The organism is Halococcus sp. PRR34, assembly GCF_028617175.1.
In the GTDB taxonomy this organism is placed as follows: domain Archaea; phylum Halobacteriota; class Halobacteria; order Halobacteriales; family Halococcaceae; genus Halococcus; species Halococcus salifodinae.
In genome coordinates, this window is sequence record NZ_JAQJDA010000007.1 from 131441 (window position 1) to 148968 (window position 17528).

Sequence of the window (17528 nt, forward strand, 5' to 3'; positions counted from 1 at the left end):
AGGAGGGGGTGTACGCTTTTGTCGACGCGCGATCGATGGAGTGCATGGCGCTGTACGACCGGCTCGGCGACCTCGACGTGACGATCGACGACTGGGACCTCGATCGACGGGTGCGCGACACGTCGAGCGGGTTCGAGCGGGTGACGACGGTGCTTTCGCTCCACGGCGACGGCGAGGTCGGCCGTGGCGAGGACGTCATCTACGAAACCGACGAGCACGACGCGCTGATCGAGACGGCTCCCGATCTCGTGCCGACCGGGACGATGACCCACCGCGAGTTCGCCGCCCGGATCGACGAGACCGACCTCTTCTTCGGCCGCGATCTCGACCGCGACGCGTTCCGTGACTACCGCCGCTGGGGGTTCGAGAGCGCGGCGTTCGATCTCGCGCTCAGGCAGGCCGATACGGATCTCGCCACCGCGCTCGATCGGGAGTACGAGCCGGTCGGGTTCGTCGCGAGCACCCGCCTCGGCGACCCGCCGACGTTCGATCGAATCGACGATTTTCTCGACCGCAATCCCGATCTCGGGTTCAAACTCGACCCGACCTCGGAGTGGTCCGCGGACCTGATCGACCGCCTCGCCGACACCGGCCGGGTCCGCGTGCTCGATCTGAAGGGCCAGTACCGCGGGACGAGCGTGGATCAGTCGGCTGACCCCGACCTCTACGAGCGGGTGATCGAGGGGTTCCCGGAAGCGACGATCGAGGACCCTGCGCTCACCGAGGACACCCGTCCGCTGTTCGACGGACACGAAGACCGTGTTTCGTGGGACGCCCCGATCCACGGCGTCGAGAGCGTCGAATCCCTCCCGTGGGAGCCGAGCGTACTCAACATCAAGCCCTCGCGGTTCGGCTCGGTCGCATCGCTGCTCGACACCATCGAGCACTGTCGCGAACACGAGATCACGTGCTACGGCGGTGGCCAGTTCGAACTCGATGTCGGCCGCGAGCATCTCCACGCGCTCGCGTCGGTGTTTTACCCCGACAGCTCCAACGACGTCGCGCCGCGGGCGTACAACGATCCCGATCTCGCCGACGAACTGCCGACGAGCCCGCTCGCCCCGCCGACCGAACCGTCCGGACTCGGGTGGCGCTGACCGCTATCCGATCGCGGCGACAGCCGGCCGAACGGTTATGCCCGGGCCCGTTCACACGGCGCGCATGGTGAACATCGCGGTGACCGGCGCGGCCGGCAACGTCGGCCGGACGATCCTCGATGCGTTTCCGAATCACGAGGTGACGCCGCTGACCTACGAAGCGGAGGACGACATCGACGAGATCGTCTGTGACGTGACCGACCGCGAGGCGTTCGCCGACGCCCTCGCGGGCCAGGACGTGCTGATCCACCTCGCGGGAAATCCCTCACCGTACGCCGACTGGGACGAACTCCACGAACCGAACATCGAGGGGACCTACAACGCCTACGAGGCGGCGCTCGCGAACGATCTCGATCGCGTGGTCTACGCTAGCTCGAATCATGCGATCAACATGGATGACGTCGACCAGCCCGACGAACCCGAGACGATGACCGCCGACGCGCCGACGATCCATCCCGATACCCCGCCACGACCCGACTCGTACTACGGCGTCACGAAAGTCGCCGCGGAGGCACTCGGCAACTACTACGCCGACCGCCACGGACTCGAGGTGGTCAACGTCCGCATCGGCTGGCTCATGACCGCGGCGGAACTCGCCGACACCCAGACCGATCCCGACGCCACGCCGCCCGAAGACGCCGCCCGGTTCGCCCGGGCGATGTGGCTCAGCCCGCGCGACTGCCGGGACGTTCTTCGCCGAGCGGCCACAACCGACCTGCCCGAGACGCCCCTCACTGTCCACGCCGTCTCGCGGAACGACGACCGATATCTCTCGCTGACGCACACCCAGCGGGTGCTCGGCTACCGGCCACGCGACAACGCGACCGAGGCGCTGGACCGCTGACGCACGGCCGCTCGCCACCCCGGCCACACTCGACCGGTCGCCACCCGGCCGCGGTTCGGCCGGGTCGCGGTTCGAGCTACTCAGCCGATGATCGTGACCGGGATCGAGACGCTACGCGCAACGGTTTCAGCGACGCTCCCGAGGAGGAGTCGTTTCGGCCCCGAGCGGCCGTGACTCCCGATGACGACGTGATCGACGTCGTGTTCGGCGACGTACTCGGCGATCGTCTCGCCCGGTGTACCGTCCGCGGTGGTCGTCGACACCGTCGCCCCGTGCTCTTCGGCCAGTTCGGTCGCTGCCTTCCGCACGTCCTCGCTCTCCTCACGCGCTTCCTCGTACCACCGCTTGCCGAGACCGCTGCCCGTGGAGTTGTATCCCCACTCCGCCGGGTTCAGCACGTGAATCGCCGTGATCGCCGCGTCGGGATACTCGGCGAACGTGTACTCCAGTGCGCGCCGCGATCGTTCCGACCCGTCGAACGGCACCAACACCTGCTTTGCCATGTGGTGACATACGAAGAGGAACGGCAAGAAGGTGCTGCCGGCAAGGGGAGTCCGTTGCACGAGCGTCCCGGCCCCGCACGGCTGTCGGGACGCTGCCCGCAGCCAACGACAAAAGTATATAGAGTTATGACCGCATCGATCTATCCTATCGCATGAACAAGCTCGACGAAGTCGACGCCGGGGCGCTGCGTCGCACGCTCGACGAGGTCACGGACGCGAAGGCGGCGAAGCGGCTGATGGTGGCGCTGGCGTACAAGCAGGGGACCCGCGTCGACACGCTGGCCGAGTGGTACGCCATTCCGCGCTCGACGCTGTACTCGTGGCTCGATCGCTTCGAGACCCGCCCGATCGACGAGGCGATTCGGGACGAACACCGACCCGGACGGCCCCCGAAGCTCGCCGCTGGCCAGCGTGCGGATCTCGAACGAACGCTTCGGCGTGCACCCGGCGCGTTCGGGTTCGCGGAGCCGTCGTGGACGCCCGATCTCTTGCGCCGGTACGTCGCACAACGATTCGGAGTCGCGTACTCGCTCGGCCACTCGCGTCGACTGCTCCGTGAGATCCGCGAGGAGGGGTGAGACCGTCGATCGAAGCCCGGCTAGTCGCGCCGACGAGTCGCACGATCGTTCGTCGTATTCTTGGGTCGCTCGACTGCTCGTCGCCTCTCTCGTGGAACTCGTCCAACTACTTCGGTAGCCGCGACCGAGCAGTTTTCGTCGCGGAGTCCGTCGCGGTGGTGTCCTGTGTGTCGGCGTCGGGTTTATGCGCCACCGCCGTTGATACCGTTGTATGAGCGATCAGGAGCCGAGCAGCGAGACGCTCGGACGACGGGCTGGCGAGGAAATCGGGCAGCATCTCGGTGGCCTCGCGGGACGAGCCGTTGGCGAACTGCTCACGACCGGACTCGCCGGCGTCGGCGTACCGACCGGCTCCACCGGCGGCGCTGCGGCCGACACGACGACCGGCGATCGGGACGACACCACCCAACGGGACGTGGACGAGGAGAGCGAGACGACCGAAGAGCGTACCGAGAGCGATGAGAACGACGAAAGCGACACGGGGTCGGGACGCCCCGCCTCGCGTGCAGACCTCGAAGCGATATCCTATCGGGAGCTCCAGCAGCTCGCGAAGGACGTCGACGTGACCGCGAATCTCGCGCGCGAGGAGATGGAAGACCGACTCGTCGAAACGCTGGACCTCGACGAGTAAGCGCTATTCGAGCGTTTCGTCGTTGGTGTCTCCACGTCGGTACCGCCGGAGCCGGCGGTATCCTCTCACGTTGCCGTCGGCGTCGAGGTCGATTTCGTACCGCCCGAGGATGTCCTGGGTGTCTGGGATCGAGTTCCGTTCGATCACTTCCACCGTGGAGTACCAGCCGTCGTCGTCGGCCCGGACTTCGGTGATCCCGTCGAGCGGGCGGCCGATCAGGTCAGCGGCCACACTTCGGACTTGGTTACGGATGTCGATGATGCCGAGTCCGTTCCCGTTCGATCCGTCGTCGACCGACTCGTCGCCGTCACCATCTCCGCCGCCGTCACGGTCGTTTCCATCGTCCGCGACGCTGTCGAGGCGCTCGTCGATCGCCTCGGTGGCTCCGGTGCGGTCCTCACCGTCGGTTTCTTCCTCACGGATCTCCCGAAGTGTCTCCGGGTCGTCGATCTCGTCGAGCTGGGCTTCGAGTTCGTCGATGGTGTGATCGCTGGGGTCGAGGTCGGCCATTGCTATCTGTGTCTCGGGGGTTGGTAATCAATCCCGGCCCAGCACCGGCCGGCAGCACGGATCTCGATCCGAGGTGGTGTGGGAGAGGGATGAGCGGTCAGTTTGGAAGCTGGCGGTCGGCGAGCGTTACTGCTCGGCCTCTTGTTCTTGCTCTTCGCCCGTCTCCTCGATTCGGACTTCGGGTTCGTCGGGTTCGGGCTGGACCATCGGGGACGTGCCGAGCTCGAGGTCCTTCAGGTCATCGAGCTCGCCGGACTGGCTCGCCATTTCGAGCTTTGATATCTCCTTGCTGTAGTGGAGGAAGGTGTCCACCGACGCGACGACCACCCGTGCCTCGACGGTCAGGATCTCGATCCCGACGACCGACACCCGTGCCCAGATGTCGATGACGATCCCCTTATCGAGGATGCGGTCGACCACTTCTGCGAGGCTCGCCGTACTCGGTCGTTCACTTGCCATGCTTCGACTCTTCGCCGACTTCCCATATGGGTGTTGGGGCTGCAACTGCCGCTGTCTCCCGTTCTAGCGACGAACTGCCTTCCAGTGCAGGCAGCCATCTTTTAACGACTGGCGAACCAATCGCTTTGTACGGACGAACCCGTCCAGCTACCTCATGGCGAGCACACACCTCTACACGTACGGGATCACCGACGATGGCGTCGAGTTCGAGACCGAAGGCGTCGGCGACGCGACCCGCGTGTACACGGTCGAGCACGGCAGCCTCGCGGCGATCGTGAGCGACAGCGAGACGATGGAACCCGACCGAAGCGACGAGAACCTCCGGGCGCACGACGACGTGCTCCAGGAGCTCCTGTACCGCGACGGCGGTCGGACCGTGGTCCCGATGCAGTTCGGGATGGTGTTCAAGAACGCCCGCGCACTGAAAGGCGTCCTGCGCGGCGGTCGACGGGCGTTCCGGAAGGCGCTGAACGACGTCGAGGGCCACGTCGAGCTGGGACTCAAGATCCTCGCCGACGAGGGCGCGACGGTCGACCGTGAGGCGATCGTCGCAGCGGTCCAAGAACGGCTCGATCCGGTGAGCGACGGCGAGGCCGAAAACGGACTGTTCAGCGACCGACTCGTACTCAATCGGTCGTATCTCGTCGAGCGCGACGACCGGGCGGCGTTCGACGAGGCCGTCGACGCGATCATCGACGAGTACGGCGAGACCTTTACGGTCCAGTACACCGGCCCGTGGGCACCGTACAGCTTCGTCGACATCGAGATCGGGGCCAAACGGTGAGATGTTCGTCGTCGACGACCTCCTCGTGCGGCCGTTCGTCTCGCTGCTCAACGTCGTCCACGCGATGGCGATCGAGGAGCTGTACGACACCGAGGCGATCCGCGACGACATCAAGGAGAACCGGCTGCTGTTCGAGATCGGCGAGCGCTCCCGCGAGGAGTACGAGGAGCGCCGAACTCGGCTCGAACGACAGCTCGATGTGGCCGAACAGGCGCGAGAGAACCTCCAGGGGAAAGTCGAGATCAAACGATGAGTGACAAACCCACGATCCGCGGACTGATCGGCAACGCACTCCGTGATGCGCTCGAAGCGGCCGCCGACGCGGACGATGACGGGCGCGCGAGCCGAACCGGCAGCGTCACTGACGGCCGCCGCCGCGCGGAGTACGGCATTACGGTCGGTACGCTCCGACCCGGCGAGGTACCGAGCGACGCCGGAGATTCGAGCCGGGCGGCCACGCTCGAAACGACCGACACCGAGTACGCCACGAGCGTTCGGCACGCGGACGAGGGCGTGGTGGTCACGGCCGACCTGCCGGGGATCGATCCGGCGGGGCTCGCGGCCGGCGTCACCGACAACTCACGGACGCTCCTGATCGCCGACGACGACCGACTACTCACGCGGGTGGAACTGCCCGACGGCGAGTTCGCCGTCGATGGTGCGTCGTTCAACAACGCGGTTCTCGAAGTGTATCTCCACCCTGCCGGAGACAACGGACAATGACATGACGAACGATACCTCCGCTCGCACGCCCGGTCGATCGACGAACGAACGCACCGACATCTCGGGTGACACGCTGCCGACGGAACCACCGATCGTGTTGACCGACGGCGGTGAGGACGAATCCGGAAGCGATGGCGCTGAGGACGACGAAAGCGGGGACGGAACGAGTCTCCTCTACCTCGATCTGAGTGGCCTGTTCGTCGATCTGCTCGGGGTCGAGATCGAACTGAACAGGGTCGAGCTGGATCTCTCGGCTGTTGCGGGATCGGGGAACCTCCTCGGCAACCTGCTGTCGGGGGTCGCGGGCCTGCTCGACGACGTGACGGGAGCACTCGGTGGGATCGTCCCCGAAGGTGGGATCGACTCCGGCGACCTGCTGCCGGAGATCGAGGTCCCGTCGACGTCCGACGTGTTCTTCGGTGCGATCAACGTCGTCCTCGATGCAGTCCTCGACGCGCTCGGCGACGACGAAACAGCCGCCGAGGACGATGACGGAACCGACGGCGACGAGAACGATGTAGCGGACGGCGAAGATGGCGAGGGGAACGACGACGAAGACGACACCGAGGACGACTGACAGCCACGATCACCCATGAGCCAACGAGACGAAACCGCGGAAAAGATCTCGGAACTGAAAGCACAGCTCGGCTCCGACGGGGGTATGAGCGGGCTCCTCGACAGCGGTACCGACGACACTGCCGAGAGCGAGTCCGCCGAAGACGAATCGGACGCCCCGGATAGCACGGCTTCGAGCAGTGCCGATCTCCCCGAGATCGGCGAATCGGTCGGCCGAACGCTCGGCGGGCTGGTCGGTCGTCGACTGGGCGAGGCGATCGGTCGGGAGTTCGAACTCGACGAACGGATGGTCACGCTGGCGACGAGCTATCTCGACACGATGGAGGACGGAGAGGGAGCCGGGCGTCTCGTCGGGAGCTCGACCGATGAGACCGACGACGAAACCGAAGCGGACACCGATTCCTCGGAGCTACCCGAAGACCTCGACGAGCTGTCGACCGGAGAGCTCCAGTCGCTGGCCGATCAGCTGATGGACGAACTCGAAGACCGCTCGGAGGACGGATGAGCCGTGAGCGACCAGTCGACTGCCGACGGTGAGACGTCCGAGGGCGTCGAGGAGACGCTCGACGAGCTGTCCGAGACGGTCGAAAAGACGGACGAAGGCGACAGTACGGGTGACGAGACGGGAACCGATGCCCCTGACATCGACGCTCTGATCGACCGGGCGATGGGCGACGTCGAGGCGCTGCTCACCGCCCACGAAAGCGACGACCCCTTCGAGGAGGTCCGTGAGGACGTCGACGATCTCGTCGCGGTCATCGAGGAGATCGAGGAGCTCCTCGAAACGATCGATCTCACCGATCTCCCCGAGGCCGTCGATCTCTCGGAGTTACCGGCCGCGATCGAGGCGGGCGAGGTTCCCGATGCGATCGCGGAGGGCGATCCCGGCGAGGCCGTGAAATATCGCAAACTCCTCCAGATCGTCGAACTCGGCGAACTCTGGAACGCAGTCGACATCCGCGAGTTCTGGCGGAACAAACGCGAACTCGACGATGCCGCCGGCGACGTGACCGACAACGGGGACGACGAGGACGGTCCGATGGAGACGCTCCGCGAGTTCGTCGGCGATGGCGACAGCGCCGACACCGGTAGTGACGCCAGTAGCGGTGGCGCAAGCGCGGCCGCTACCGAAAGCGATGACGAACGTGCGGACATCGACGTCCCGAGCGAAACCATTCAGCAGCGGGTTCAATCGAAGCTCAGCGACGCCGTCGGGGAGTTCAGGGAGAGCTTGCTCGACACCAGAGAACGGGTCAAGGAGCTCAAAGAGGAAAACGAGGCCCGAACCGAGGACGTCGAACAGCCCGACTCGCGGAATCCGACGGCTTATTCCTCGATCCCGAGTACACGAACCGACATGAGCGGCACCACGGCGTTTTCGACGGTGCCCGAGGAGACGCGGTACTCCTCGGCCCCGAATCGTCCACGGCTCTACGGGTCGCGCCTCGACCGGGCGGCGGAGGAACACGATGAGTGAACGCGACGGCGGTCCGACACGGCGAAGCGACAGTCTCGCGGACGTGGTCGAGATGCTGCTCGACAAGGGTGTCGTGATCAACGCCGACATCGCGGTTTCGGTCGGTGATACCGAGCTCCTCGGTGTCCAGCTCCGGGCGGCGCTCGCCTCCTTCGAGACCGCCGCGGAGTACGGACTGGAGTTCCCCGACGGAACGGACATGCGTCGGGTCGAGGCGGCCTCGGACCGGACACCGGTCGAGGAACTCGACGACGAGCGCGACGAGCCGGTGATCAACGAGAGCGGGTCGTGGCTCTCCGAGCCGCCGATCACGAGCGACGAGAGCGAATCCGACGACGACGCGAAGCACCCCTCGGAGCCCGGCGTCGGTGCGAGACCGCGGATCGGCGGACGTTCCGGCGGCGAGACCGACGAGACCGAGGGCGGCAACGGTGACGAGGACGAACCGGACGAATCGGACGAAACCGCCGGGGAAAGCGATGACGAAGATTGACCTCGACGGCGACGACGCCGCCGACGGGCTGATGACGCTGGTGCTCGCGGTCATCGAGATCCTCGTCGACGCCTTGGAACGCGAGGCGATCCGCCGGATGGAGTCGGGCGAGCTGACCGACGAGGAGGTCGAGCGCCTCGGCACGCAGCTCGCGGCAGTCGAGGAGGAGATCGATCGGCTCGAAGCCGAGGCGGAGGTGTCCGAACCGGTCGACGATCTTCGGGGTGAACTCGACGAGCTCGTCACCGATCTCGTCCATCGGGCGAACGAATCCGACCGGGCCGAGCAGGGCGTGATTCGGGATGAGTGAGTCGGCGAGCGAGTTCACAACTGGCCGATATCTCTACTGTGTCGTGACCGTCGACGACGAGACGGCCACCGGTGAGCAACTCGCACGGACGGGTGTCGACGACGAACCGGTGTATCTCGTCGTCGAGGACGATCTCGGTGCGGTGGTCCACACCTGCGACGCACTCTACGACGCTGCCGATCCCGACGTGGTCCGAAAGTGGCTCCTCGATCACCAGGCGACGATCGATGCGGCGGGCGAGCGCTTCGGGACGCCGTTGCCCTTCCAGTTCGACACCATCCTGACCGGCGACGACGACCGCGTGCGCGAGTGGCTCACCGAGGAGTCGGCAACGCTAACCCCCCATCTCGATACGCTGGCGGATCACTGGGAGTACCGAGTCGAAGTCAGCCGGGACGACGCGGTTCTCGACGAGGACCTCGCGGCCGACGACGATCGACTCGCGGAGCTCGTCGATCGGATCGAGTCGGCGGGCGAGGGAACCGCTCATCTCCTCGAAACCCAGTACGAGCAGCGCCTCGACGAACTCCGCCACGAACGCCAGGCCGAGCGAACGCGGGAACTGGCCGAACGACTCGATCCGCTCGCCAGCGAGATTCGAGAGCTCTCGCCCGAGCGCACGACGACGCTCGACGACGAGGATCGTGCGAACGACACGTCCCAAGACGACAGCGAACGTACCACACAGGCCCGCGTCTCGCTGCTGGCACACGAATCGGACGCCGAGGCGATCGGCGACACGCTCGACGAGGTCGCGGCCGAGTCGGGTGTCGAGGTGCGCTTCACTGGCCCGTGGCCACCGTACACGTTCGCCCCGACGTTCGACGAATGAAACCCTCGAAACCTGAGAACGGCGCGGTGGTCGATCTCGTTGACGCGATCCTTCGCGACGGAGTCGTGCTCCAGGCCGACGTCATCATCTCGGTCGCCGACATCCCGCTGGTGGGGTTGAAACTCCGCGCCGCACTCGCGGGGATGGATACGATGACCGAGTACGGCATCTTCGAGGAGTGGGACGCGGCCCACCGACGACGCGCGCTCGACGCCGAGGATGCGGACACGGACGACGAACAGACGAACACGAAAACCGACGAATAACAGCGACACGGCGACATCGTCGTCGAACGATCGCTCTATTCGCTCGTCTCGTTCGGTGCTTGGCCGGTTTCGAGTCCCTCGCCTTCGGGAACCGTCGCGGTGTTCTCGAACGGCGTCCCGGTTTCCTTGGGTGGTGTCTGCCCCGTTTCGAGCGCTTCGCCGTCGCTGCCGGTGTCGTCACTACCATCGCTGTTTTCGCTCCCACTACTGTTACTGTCGCCGCTTTCGCCGTTGCCACCATTGGTACTGTTACTTTCGCCGTCGGTGTCGCCGCTCTCGTTGCCACTTCTGCTGGCGAGCTGTGAACAGCCGGCGAGCAACGCGAACCCAGTCATACTTCCCCAACCGGTGAGATACTGGCGTCGATCCATTATCGTATCGATCGGACCATGCAACGAAAACGTTCGGATATACGTCTCGGGACGCCGCCACCAGCCGGCGTATCGTTTAGGGGCGTCGACCGACAACCCTGCTCCGATGGCCACGACGACGTACCGCGACGTCCGCTCGATCGCGATCCACGCCGAGGACGTGGTGGCTGCGATCGAGGCGAACCGAAGCGACGACCCTCGAACGGTGCTCCGGGTGACGCCACCGTTCGACGGCCGAATGCGGGCGCGACTCCACGTCGAACACGACGGCGAGTACGCCGCAAGCGACGATCCGGACCCGATCCACGTCACGCCTTCGCGACTCGTCGCGGACCCGCCGGTCCGCCCGACGCCGGACGAGACCGCCGATCGACTCCGCGCCGATCCCGACGCGGAGTATTCCGTCGAAACTCACCACGAGCGCCACGCGGCGGCGATGACGACGTGGCGCGAGGCGCTCGCCGGATCGATCGTCGACTCGATCGTGCTCGATGGGCTGGATGGAGCCCACAGCGAATCATCCGCCCCCCACAGCGTCGGCGTGGTCGTGCTCGGCTGAGTCGTCTCGTCCGGTTTATCCGATGGCCGGGGCTATCCCATCCATGACCGACGACGCTCCATCGATCCTGAGCCACGAAGAGACAGCGATTGCCGCCGCGCTCGCCGAGGGAACCGACCCCGTGACCATCGCCGACGAGCGCGACAGCTCGGTCGCGGCGGTCGAGGCGTCGATCGACCGCATCCGTGAGAAGACCGAGCGCGCGTTCGCTACTCTCGAAGCCAGCCCGTTCGCCGCCGACCTCGCACGCGACTTCGACCCCGAGCGCCGCGCCGCACTCCGCGCCGCACTCGATGAGTGAGCAGTCCCCATACTGCTTCGGACTCGCTGGTCTCGAACCGTCGAAAAACGGCCGTGCACTCCGAAGCGGTCGTCTCGACCCCATCTATCGCTATCGAAACGCCACATTAATGTTGCTACTCTGCCACGAAAGTGCGTCAACGCTCACCATAGTATAAGTCACTCCAGTGAGATAGATCGTTCGGGGCCGTCAGTATGTCACGGAGGACCGAACGAGTGCTCGCCCGTGGGACCGGCGAGACGGACGGGGTCGACGCAACGCTCGCGTCGCTGTACGCGAACTACCGGGACGATCCCCGGACACAACCGATCCAGGCGATCGCGTTCTGGCTGGCAGTCGGACTGCCCGTCGTCACTCTCGTACTGCTCGCAACTGGACTCTCGAACGGGGCGGAAGTGGCGCTGTTCGTCGGGTTGTTGGGACTGAACGCCGTCGCGATCGTCGCCGGCCACGCCCACCGCGCCTGACGTGGCCGGTTGCGTTTCACTCGCCCGAGAGCGCCGCCCGAAGCCGAGGCCACTCTGCGGCGATCGTCCGGTGCTTGAGCAACACGAATCCCGTGAAGATCAACACGAACCCGGCGATCGTCGCCGCATCGATCGATTCGTCGAGGACGAGCGCGCCCGAGATCGCGGCGAACACCGGCGCGACGTACGAGACGAGGTTGATCTCGATGGGGCCGAGCCGATCGAGCAGATCGAAGTAGATGAGGAAGCCGACCGCGCTCGCCCCGATCGAGAGATACGCGAGCGCGGCGAGCGCACCCGGCGTGACGGTGACTGCCCCGAACGACTCGCCGAGAGCGACGCTCACACCGTGTAACAGGACTGCGCCGCCGACCATCGACCACGCTTCCATCGTTTCGATCGGAAGATCGGCAGGGATCCGACGAGTCAGCACGCTGCCGAGCGCGAACGCGAACGCCGCCGCGAACACGAGCCCCTCCGCGAGCAGGTTTCCGCCGAGGAGGTTCGCCGGGTTCGGGCTGGTCAGCACGACCACGCCGACGAGTCCGAGCAGGATGCCAGCGATGCCGGCGGTCGTGAGGCGCTCGCTGGGGAGAAACACCCGCGCGAACGCGGTCGTCAGCACGGGCGAGAGGCTGACGACGACCGACGCGGCCGCGCTGGTGGTCCCCTGCTCGCCGACGAACAGGAAGGCGTGGTACGCGGCGATCAGAAAGACCGCGCCGACCCCGACGAGCGCCCACTCGTTTCGGCTCCGGGGCAGCCACCGGTCGGTCGCGTAGACTGCGTAGCCGAGCATCATGAGACCGGCGACGTCGTATCGAAACGCCGCGAACAGGACGGGCGGGAAGTACGTGAGGCCCGCCTTGATCGCCATGAACGCGGTCCCCCACAGCCCGGCGAGGACGAGAAATGCGAGGAGGTTGCGATAGCGCACCACAGGATCTCCGCGAGGCGACGACCTGAACGTTACGCACTCGACTCATCCGCCGCCCACTCGCCCTCCTCTTCCAGGTCGGCGTCCGTGGCCTGTGCCCGCTCTTCGGGGGGTTCGAGCGGCGTGCTCTGCCAGTAGGGATGGTCGTCGATCGCCCGGAAACACGCCGCCTCGTGGTTCGATCCCGCGTCGAACCGGTCCGGATCGTCCTCGCGGCACGCCTCGCGGGCGTGGGGACACCTCGTGTGGAACCGGCAGCCCGATGGCGGATCACGTGGCGATGGCACGTCGCCCGCGAGTGCCTCGACATCGCGGTCGCGCTCGGCGGTGTTCGCGCGCGGAACGCTTTCGAGTAGCGCCTCGGTGTAGGGATGGCTCGGGTGCTCGAAGATCGGTTCCACGGGGCCGATCTCCACGATCTCGCCGAGATACATCACCGCGACGCGATCCGAGATATGCCGCACAACGGAGAGGTCGTGGGCGATGAACAGGTAGGTGAGGTCGAACTCGTCCTGGAGATCCCCCAGGAGATTCAGGATCTGGGCCTGGACGGAGACGTCGAGCGCGCTCACGGGTTCGTCGAGCACGACGAACTCGGGATCGAGCGCGAGCGCACGGGCGATCCCGACGCGCTGGCGCTGACCGCCCGAAAACTCGTGGGGGTAGCGCTCGCGCTGGGCCGCCGAGAGGCCGACCCGTTCGAGGAGGTCGGCGACGCGCTCGCGACGCAGCCGGGAGCGATCCGTTCCGACGGCGACAGTCACACCGGTATCGCTCACTGTCACGTCGTCCTCGCGGACGGAGGCGTTCACGTCCGCACGCTCCTCGATGCGTACCGTCGGTTCTTCGCCGGTGCGGTCGACGCGAACGACGAAAGCCGCCGCCTCGCTGGCGACGAGATCGCCGCCCTCGATCGTCACCGCGTCGGTATCGATTTTCTCTTCGACATCCGGGCTCTCGCTGGCGGCCACGTCCCGGCCGGCGTCCACGACGGCGACCCCGACGTCAGCTGCGGGTTTCGGCAAGCCGTGAACCCGGAGGGGCTCGGCGACGATTTCGCCGACGGTCTGGCGGGGATCAAGGCTCGAAAACGGGTCCTGAAAGACGATCCCCGCACGCCGACGAAACGCCTTTTCCTCGTCGCCGGACAGCTCCGCGACCGGTTCGCCGTCGAAACGCACGGTCCCTGCGGTCGCTTCGCGGAGCCCCAGCAGAGTTTCGCCGGTGGTCGACTTCCCACAGCCCGATTCACCGACCAGTCCGAGGGTTTCGCCGCGCTCGACCGCGAACTCCACGCCGTCGACCGCCCTGACGGCGGTCGGGTCGCGCCCGAGCAGGCGATCGAACAGCGAGTCGTTCTCGTAGTAGTGCTTTTCGAGACCGTCGACGCTTACCAGCGGTTCGTTCGATCCCACGGTCCGCGTTTCGTCCACGTCGGTCTCGTCGTGATCGAGTCGTTCGCTCATGTGTCAGTTCCTTCGTTTGATTCGTCGAAGTATTCCTCCGATAGTGCGCGTGCCTCGTCGAACTCGTGATCGGCGAGGTAGCACTTCGCGGTGTGAGCGGTCGCGCCGCCTCCTGCCCCGTTCGCTCCTGCCGCATCCGCTTCCGCTCTGTCCGCCCCCTCAGCAACGCCCGCACCGTCGACCGCGAACGATGGCGGCTTGTCGAGGCATTCTTCCATCGCTTTCGGACACCGATCGGCGAAGTAACACCGGTCGTCCATCTCCGCCGCGAGCAGGCTCGGGACGTTGCCCTCGATGGGATCGAGCCGCGGGGCAGGATCGTCGAGATCCGGGATCGATCCCAGCAGTCCCTGAGTGTAGGGATGTGCTGGACTGTCGAACACGGCCTCCAGATTACCGTGCTCGACGATCTCGCCGGCGTACATCACCCCGAGTCGATCGCACGTTCTGGCGATCACACCGAGATCGTGGGTGATCAGCACGATCGCCATGTCGAGTTCGTCCTGGAGGTCGGCGAGGAGATTCAGAATCTGGGCCTCGATGGTGACATCGAGGGCGGTGGTGGGCTCGTCGGCGATCAGGAGATCTGGCTCGCCCGCGAGCGCCTGGGCGACCATCGCGCGCTGGAGCATTCCTCCCGAGTACTGGTGGGGGTACTCCTCGGCACGCGCTTCTGGATCGGGGATCCCGACCTGGCCGAGGAGTTCGATCGCACGTTCGTGACTCTCCTCGCCGACGTAATCGCGAGTCGGAATGACCGTGCTCGCCACCATCGATCCCAATCCGAACCCCTGGGTGCGCGAGCGGGTCGAGCGCGGGTTCGCGCTCGCGCGGCGCTGGACCTCGACCGCCTCAGCGATCTGCTCGCCCACGGTGATCGAGGGGTTGAAGCTGCTCATCGGGTCCTGGAAGATCATACTCACCGACGAGCCCCGGAGCGAACGCCGGACCTCGGGGGGCACGCGCCGGAGATCCACTCTGTCCCCGTCGACGGCGTCGGGATGATCGTCGCCCATCTCGCCCGCGAGGTCGGCGTCGCGATACCAGACCTCGCCTGAGACGATCTCGCCGGGTGACTCCACGAGATCGATGATCGAGAGCGCTGTGACCGATTTCCCGGAACCGGACTCGCCGACCACGCCGAACACCTCGCCGTCGTGGACGGTGAAATCGACCGATTCGACCGCGTTGACCTGGCCCTCCTCGGTGAAGAATCGGGTCGTGAGGTCGCGAACGTCGAGCAGGGGATCGGAGCTTTCACCGCCGGCCATCACGCCCCACCTCCCTCGCCCTCGATACCGGGATCGAGCGCGTCGCGGAGCCAGTCGCCGATCAGGTTGACGCCGATCACGGTCAGCACGATCGCGATGCCTGGCATCGTCGAGATCCACCACGCGGTGGCGAGGTAGTCACGGCCCTGCGCGATATCGAACCCCCACGAGAGGTTCGCGCCCGAGAACCCGAGATACGACAGCGAGCTTTCGAGGAGGATGATCGCCGCGATCTGGATGGTCGCGAGCACCAGAATCGGGGTGATACTGTTCGGCAGCACGTGTTTTCGGAGGATGAACCGGTCGCTCGCGCCGACCGACCGTGCGGCCTTGACGTATTCGGCGTCGGTGATCGAGAGTGCCTCGCCCCGCGCGACGCGGGCGAACCACACCCAGTTGACCAGTGCGACCACGAGGATCACGGTGCCAGGCAGCGCGAACGACTCGGGCATCCCGGGAGCGAATCCGAGCGCGACGATCGGATCAGGCACTCTGACTGTCGCGCCGCCGAACAGCCCCACGAGCGCGACCGCGAGCACGAGCGACGGGAACGCGAGCATCACGTCTGCGCCCCGCATCAGCGCGTCGTCGACTTTTCCCCCATAATAGCCCGCCGATAACCCGACTGTGACGCCGAGGACGGTGGCGATCGCAGTACCAAGAACGCCGACGAGCAATGAGGTCCGTGCGCCGTAGAGCACCCGTGAGAGCATGTCGCGGCCGAGCGAGTCAGTACCAAGAGGGTGGGCAGCGCTCGCGCTGATGTTCGTGGTTTCGTTCACGATCTGGATCTCGCCGTCGACCATCTGTGAGGAGGTCTCATTGGTCTGTGTGCTGAATCCAAGGGGTGGGAGCGACGAGTTGTTGAGGTCCTGATCGAAGGGGTTCTGCGGGGCGAGTACGGGCGCGAGCACCGCCACCAGCACGACCGCGACCACGAGCACGATCCCGACTTTCGCCAGGGCGTTGCCGCGGAGTTCGCGCTGGAGGTTCCGGAGGGTGCGTGGTTGGATCATTCGTTCGCCACCTGCGGGTTGAGCGAGGCGTACAGCGCGTCAACGAGGAGATTGACGATCACGAATCCAGCCCCGATCACGATCAGCGAGCCCTGGATCATCGGCCAGTCACGCGCGTTGATCGCGTTGATTACTAAGGTACCGAGCCCGGGCCACGCGAACACCGCCTCGGTGATGACCGCGCCGCCGATCAGCGTTCCCAGCTGCAGGCCCACCACCGTGATGACGGGGATCAGCGTGTTCCGGAGGGCGTGTTTGTACCGCACGAGCGTCTCGGGCAACCCTTTCGCGCGCGAGGCCCGGATGTAGGTCTTGCCGAGCTCGTCGAGCATCCCGCTTCTGGTGAGGCGGGTGATGAGCGCGGTAAAATAGGTGCCGAGCGTGATTGCCGGCAGCGTGATGTGGGCGAGCCATGTCACGAGGCCGTCGAAACTTCCTTCGGAGAACAGCATCTCGATCGCGGGAAGAAGGCCGACGACCCGCCGACTCGTCGGGAACAGGCCGAACTGGACGGCGAGCACGAGCACCAGCATGATGCCGAGCCAGAAGTTGGGCGTGCTGATCCCCACCAGCGAGAACGTGGTCGCGCCGTAGTCGGCAGGCTGGTGGCGATGGGTCGCGCTGATCACGCCGAGCGGGATCGACAGCACGACGGCGACGATGCTCGACGCGATCGCGAGCTCGAGCGTCGCGGGCAGCCGGTTGAAGATGCGGGTGCTCGCTGCGGTGCCCGAGATGTACGAGTAGCCCATGTCGCCCTGGAGGAGATTGAGGAGGTAATCGATGTACTGGACGTATATCGGACGGTTCAGACCGAGTTCGACGGCGATCTGTTCGCGGAGCGCCTGGCTCGCGTCGAGCGGCGCGACGAACGTGATCGGGTTGCCCGGCGTGACGAAACGCAGGAGGAAGACAACGGTCACGACCCCCCAGATCACGAACACGCCCTGGAGCGTGCGCTTGAGGAGGAATCGACCGGTCGGCATCAGTGTCGCCCTCCCGCCGTCGACACCGTCCGTTCGCCGACCGCGTACCGGGGTCGTTGGCGAGGTGACTC

Annotated in this window: 26 protein-coding genes; 17 read left to right on the forward strand and 9 right to left on the reverse strand. The window is 66.0% G+C overall.

Annotation, left to right across the window (positions count from 1 at the left end):
• The first annotated feature begins 44 nt into the window (after positions 1-44).
• Positions 45-1097, forward strand: a complete 1053-nt coding sequence (locus PHA81_RS10875) for a hypothetical protein (RefSeq protein WP_273836792.1) — start codon at positions 45-47, stop codon at positions 1095-1097.
• Positions 1098-1161: 64 nt separating this feature from the next.
• Entirely contained in the window at positions 1162-1941 is a 780-nt protein-coding gene (locus PHA81_RS10880) for an NAD(P)-dependent oxidoreductase (RefSeq protein WP_273836793.1), read from the forward strand.
• 80 nt (positions 1942-2021) lie between these two features.
• Here the strand turns inward: PHA81_RS10880 and PHA81_RS10885 are convergent, their stop codons facing one another.
• On the reverse strand, positions 2022-2444 hold the full coding sequence (locus PHA81_RS10885) for a universal stress protein (protein WP_273836794.1): 423 nt from the start codon (positions 2442-2444) through the stop codon (positions 2022-2024).
• A 152-nt stretch (positions 2445-2596) separates the two neighbouring features.
• On the opposite strand from PHA81_RS10885, the gene PHA81_RS10890 reads away from it, so the two are divergent.
• Both PHA81_RS10890 and PHA81_RS10895 read left to right on the forward strand, forming a co-directional pair.
• On the forward strand, positions 2597-3022 hold the full coding sequence (locus PHA81_RS10890; protein ID WP_005043842.1) for a helix-turn-helix domain-containing protein: 426 nt from the start codon (positions 2597-2599) through the stop codon (positions 3020-3022).
• Between the two features lie 211 nt (positions 3023-3233).
• Positions 3234-3653: a hypothetical protein gene (locus PHA81_RS10895; RefSeq protein ID WP_273836795.1), complete on the forward strand. Its 420-nt coding sequence runs from the start codon at positions 3234-3236 to the stop codon at positions 3651-3653.
• Positions 3654-3656: 3 nt separating this feature from the next.
• Here the strand turns inward: PHA81_RS10895 and gvpO are convergent, their stop codons facing one another.
• Together gvpO and gvpA are read right to left on the reverse strand one after the other, a co-directional pair.
• Positions 3657-4163 carry a gas vesicle protein GvpO gene (gene gvpO / locus PHA81_RS10900; protein WP_005043846.1) on the reverse strand — a complete coding sequence of 169 codons (507 nt, stop codon included), beginning with the start codon at positions 4161-4163 and terminating at the stop codon, positions 3657-3659.
• A gap of 126 nt (positions 4164-4289) precedes the next feature.
• Entirely contained in the window at positions 4290-4622 is a 333-nt protein-coding gene (gene gvpA, locus PHA81_RS10905; RefSeq protein WP_273836796.1) for a gas vesicle structural protein GvpA, read from the reverse strand.
• Positions 4623-4776: 154 nt separating this feature from the next.
• On the opposite strand from gvpA, the gene PHA81_RS10910 reads away from it, so the two are divergent.
• Genes PHA81_RS10910 through PHA81_RS10955 form a run of 10 tightly spaced genes read left to right on the forward strand, consistent with a single transcriptional unit; the run spans position 4777 to position 10083 of the window.
• Positions 4777-5406: a GvpL/GvpF family gas vesicle protein gene (locus tag PHA81_RS10910; RefSeq protein ID WP_273836797.1), complete on the forward strand. Its 630-nt coding sequence runs from the start codon at positions 4777-4779 to the stop codon at positions 5404-5406.
• Between the two features lies 1 nt (position 5407).
• Positions 5408-5659 (forward strand): gas vesicle protein GvpG, encoded by a 252-nt coding sequence (gene gvpG / locus PHA81_RS10915; RefSeq protein ID WP_005043852.1) that lies wholly within the window; start codon positions 5408-5410, stop codon positions 5657-5659.
• Complete coding sequence (gvpH, locus tag PHA81_RS10920) at positions 5656-6129, forward strand: gas vesicle protein GvpH (RefSeq protein WP_273836798.1); 474 nt, start codon at positions 5656-5658, stop codon at positions 6127-6129. Before gvpG ends, gvpH begins: the two co-directional genes overlap by 4 nt.
• Position 6130: 1 nt before the next feature.
• On the forward strand, positions 6131-6706 hold the full coding sequence (locus PHA81_RS10925; protein ID WP_273836799.1) for a hypothetical protein: 576 nt from the start codon (positions 6131-6133) through the stop codon (positions 6704-6706).
• A gap of 15 nt (positions 6707-6721) precedes the next feature.
• The gene (locus tag PHA81_RS10930) at positions 6722-7210 is read left to right on the forward strand and encodes a hypothetical protein (RefSeq protein WP_273836800.1); all 489 of its coding nucleotides are present in this window, start codon (positions 6722-6724) and stop codon (positions 7208-7210) included.
• Between the two features lie 3 nt (positions 7211-7213).
• Positions 7214-8182: a hypothetical protein gene (locus PHA81_RS10935; RefSeq protein WP_273836801.1), complete on the forward strand. Its 969-nt coding sequence runs from the start codon at positions 7214-7216 to the stop codon at positions 8180-8182.
• Positions 8175-8675, forward strand: a complete 501-nt coding sequence (locus PHA81_RS10940) for a gas vesicle protein (protein WP_273836802.1) — start codon at positions 8175-8177, stop codon at positions 8673-8675. The genes PHA81_RS10935 and PHA81_RS10940 overlap by 8 nt, the downstream gene beginning before the upstream one ends.
• Positions 8662-8985, forward strand: a complete 324-nt coding sequence (locus PHA81_RS10945; protein ID WP_005043861.1) for a gas vesicle protein K — start codon at positions 8662-8664, stop codon at positions 8983-8985. Before PHA81_RS10940 ends, PHA81_RS10945 begins: the two co-directional genes overlap by 14 nt.
• Entirely contained in the window at positions 8978-9817 is an 840-nt protein-coding gene (gene gvpL / locus PHA81_RS10950) for a gas vesicle protein GvpL (RefSeq protein ID WP_005043863.1), read from the forward strand. Before PHA81_RS10945 ends, gvpL begins: the two co-directional genes overlap by 8 nt.
• Complete coding sequence (locus tag PHA81_RS10955; RefSeq protein WP_005043866.1) at positions 9814-10083, forward strand: gas vesicle protein; 270 nt, start codon at positions 9814-9816, stop codon at positions 10081-10083. The genes gvpL and PHA81_RS10955 overlap by 4 nt, the downstream gene beginning before the upstream one ends.
• A gap of 35 nt (positions 10084-10118) precedes the next feature.
• Here the strand turns inward: PHA81_RS10955 and PHA81_RS10960 are convergent, their stop codons facing one another.
• Positions 10119-10454 carry a hypothetical protein gene (locus PHA81_RS10960; protein WP_273836803.1) on the reverse strand — a complete coding sequence of 112 codons (336 nt, stop codon included), beginning with the start codon at positions 10452-10454 and terminating at the stop codon, positions 10119-10121.
• Between the two features lie 106 nt (positions 10455-10560).
• On the opposite strand from PHA81_RS10960, the gene PHA81_RS10965 reads away from it, so the two are divergent.
• From PHA81_RS10965 to PHA81_RS10975, 3 genes are all read left to right on the forward strand, one after another.
• Positions 10561-11013: a hypothetical protein gene (locus PHA81_RS10965; RefSeq protein WP_273836804.1), complete on the forward strand. Its 453-nt coding sequence runs from the start codon at positions 10561-10563 to the stop codon at positions 11011-11013.
• A 43-nt stretch (positions 11014-11056) separates the two neighbouring features.
• Positions 11057-11314, forward strand: a complete 258-nt coding sequence (locus PHA81_RS10970) for a hypothetical protein (protein ID WP_273836805.1) — start codon at positions 11057-11059, stop codon at positions 11312-11314.
• 194 nt (positions 11315-11508) lie between these two features.
• Complete coding sequence (locus tag PHA81_RS10975; protein WP_273836806.1) at positions 11509-11781, forward strand: hypothetical protein; 273 nt, start codon at positions 11509-11511, stop codon at positions 11779-11781.
• A 16-nt stretch (positions 11782-11797) separates the two neighbouring features.
• Here the strand turns inward: PHA81_RS10975 and PHA81_RS10980 are convergent, their stop codons facing one another.
• Genes PHA81_RS10980 through PHA81_RS11000 form a run of 5 tightly spaced genes read right to left on the reverse strand, consistent with a single transcriptional unit; the run spans position 11798 to position 17457 of the window.
• Positions 11798-12721, reverse strand: coding sequence for an EamA family transporter (locus PHA81_RS10980; protein ID WP_005043880.1), 924 nt, complete (start codon positions 12719-12721; stop codon positions 11798-11800).
• 29 nt (positions 12722-12750) lie between these two features.
• Complete coding sequence (locus PHA81_RS10985; RefSeq protein ID WP_273836807.1) at positions 12751-14184, reverse strand: oligopeptide/dipeptide ABC transporter ATP-binding protein; 1434 nt, start codon at positions 14182-14184, stop codon at positions 12751-12753.
• Positions 14181-15455, reverse strand: coding sequence for an ABC transporter ATP-binding protein (locus PHA81_RS10990; RefSeq protein WP_273836808.1), 1275 nt, complete (start codon positions 15453-15455; stop codon positions 14181-14183). Before PHA81_RS10990 ends, PHA81_RS10985 begins: the two co-directional genes overlap by 4 nt.
• Positions 15455-16471 carry an ABC transporter permease gene (locus PHA81_RS10995; RefSeq protein WP_273836809.1) on the reverse strand — a complete coding sequence of 339 codons (1017 nt, stop codon included), beginning with the start codon at positions 16469-16471 and terminating at the stop codon, positions 15455-15457. Before PHA81_RS10995 ends, PHA81_RS10990 begins: the two co-directional genes overlap by 1 nt.
• Positions 16468-17457 (reverse strand): ABC transporter permease, encoded by a 990-nt coding sequence (locus PHA81_RS11000; RefSeq protein ID WP_273836810.1) that lies wholly within the window; start codon positions 17455-17457, stop codon positions 16468-16470. Before PHA81_RS11000 ends, PHA81_RS10995 begins: the two co-directional genes overlap by 4 nt.
• Positions 17458-17528 lie beyond the last annotated feature (71 nt).

Bases quoted from the DNA above. Each gene is read 5' to 3' on its own strand.
- PHA81_RS10875 (WP_273836792.1), top strand. From the start codon at position 45: ATGGCGCTGTACGACCGGCTCGGCGACCTCGACGTGACGATCGACGAC.
- PHA81_RS10880 (WP_273836793.1), top strand. From the start codon at position 1,162: ATGGTGAACATCGCGGTGACCGGCGCGGCCGGCAACGTCGGCCGGACG.
- PHA81_RS10885 (WP_273836794.1), bottom strand. From the start codon at position 2,444: ATGGCAAAGCAGGTGTTGGTGCCGTTCGACGGGTCGGAACGATCGCGG.
- PHA81_RS10890 (WP_005043842.1), top strand. From the start codon at position 2,597: ATGAACAAGCTCGACGAAGTCGACGCCGGGGCGCTGCGTCGCACGCTC.
- PHA81_RS10895 (WP_273836795.1), top strand. From the start codon at position 3,234: ATGAGCGATCAGGAGCCGAGCAGCGAGACGCTCGGACGACGGGCTGGC.
- gvpO (WP_005043846.1), bottom strand. From the start codon at position 4,163: ATGGCCGACCTCGACCCCAGCGATCACACCATCGACGAACTCGAAGCC.
- gvpA (WP_273836796.1), bottom strand. From the start codon at position 4,622: ATGGCAAGTGAACGACCGAGTACGGCGAGCCTCGCAGAAGTGGTCGAC.
- PHA81_RS10910 (WP_273836797.1), top strand. From the start codon at position 4,777: ATGGCGAGCACACACCTCTACACGTACGGGATCACCGACGATGGCGTC.
- gvpG (WP_005043852.1), top strand. From the start codon at position 5,408: ATGTTCGTCGTCGACGACCTCCTCGTGCGGCCGTTCGTCTCGCTGCTC.
- gvpH (WP_273836798.1), top strand. From the start codon at position 5,656: ATGAGTGACAAACCCACGATCCGCGGACTGATCGGCAACGCACTCCGT.
- PHA81_RS10925 (WP_273836799.1), top strand. From the start codon at position 6,131: ATGACGAACGATACCTCCGCTCGCACGCCCGGTCGATCGACGAACGAA.
- PHA81_RS10930 (WP_273836800.1), top strand. From the start codon at position 6,722: ATGAGCCAACGAGACGAAACCGCGGAAAAGATCTCGGAACTGAAAGCA.
- PHA81_RS10940 (WP_273836802.1), top strand. From the start codon at position 8,175: ATGAGTGAACGCGACGGCGGTCCGACACGGCGAAGCGACAGTCTCGCG.
- PHA81_RS10945 (WP_005043861.1), top strand. From the start codon at position 8,662: ATGACGAAGATTGACCTCGACGGCGACGACGCCGCCGACGGGCTGATG.
- gvpL (WP_005043863.1), top strand. From the start codon at position 8,978: ATGAGTGAGTCGGCGAGCGAGTTCACAACTGGCCGATATCTCTACTGT.
- PHA81_RS10955 (WP_005043866.1), top strand. From the start codon at position 9,814: ATGAAACCCTCGAAACCTGAGAACGGCGCGGTGGTCGATCTCGTTGAC.
- PHA81_RS10960 (WP_273836803.1), bottom strand. From the start codon at position 10,454: ATGGATCGACGCCAGTATCTCACCGGTTGGGGAAGTATGACTGGGTTC.
- PHA81_RS10965 (WP_273836804.1), top strand. From the start codon at position 10,561: ATGGCCACGACGACGTACCGCGACGTCCGCTCGATCGCGATCCACGCC.
- PHA81_RS10970 (WP_273836805.1), top strand. From the start codon at position 11,057: ATGACCGACGACGCTCCATCGATCCTGAGCCACGAAGAGACAGCGATT.
- PHA81_RS10975 (WP_273836806.1), top strand. From the start codon at position 11,509: ATGTCACGGAGGACCGAACGAGTGCTCGCCCGTGGGACCGGCGAGACG.
- PHA81_RS10985 (WP_273836807.1), bottom strand. From the start codon at position 14,184: ATGAGCGAACGACTCGATCACGACGAGACCGACGTGGACGAAACGCGG.
- PHA81_RS10990 (WP_273836808.1), bottom strand. From the start codon at position 15,455: ATGGCCGGCGGTGAAAGCTCCGATCCCCTGCTCGACGTTCGCGACCTC.
- PHA81_RS10995 (WP_273836809.1), bottom strand. From the start codon at position 16,471: ATGATCCAACCACGCACCCTCCGGAACCTCCAGCGCGAACTCCGCGGC.
- PHA81_RS11000 (WP_273836810.1), bottom strand. From the start codon at position 17,457: ATGCCGACCGGTCGATTCCTCCTCAAGCGCACGCTCCAGGGCGTGTTC.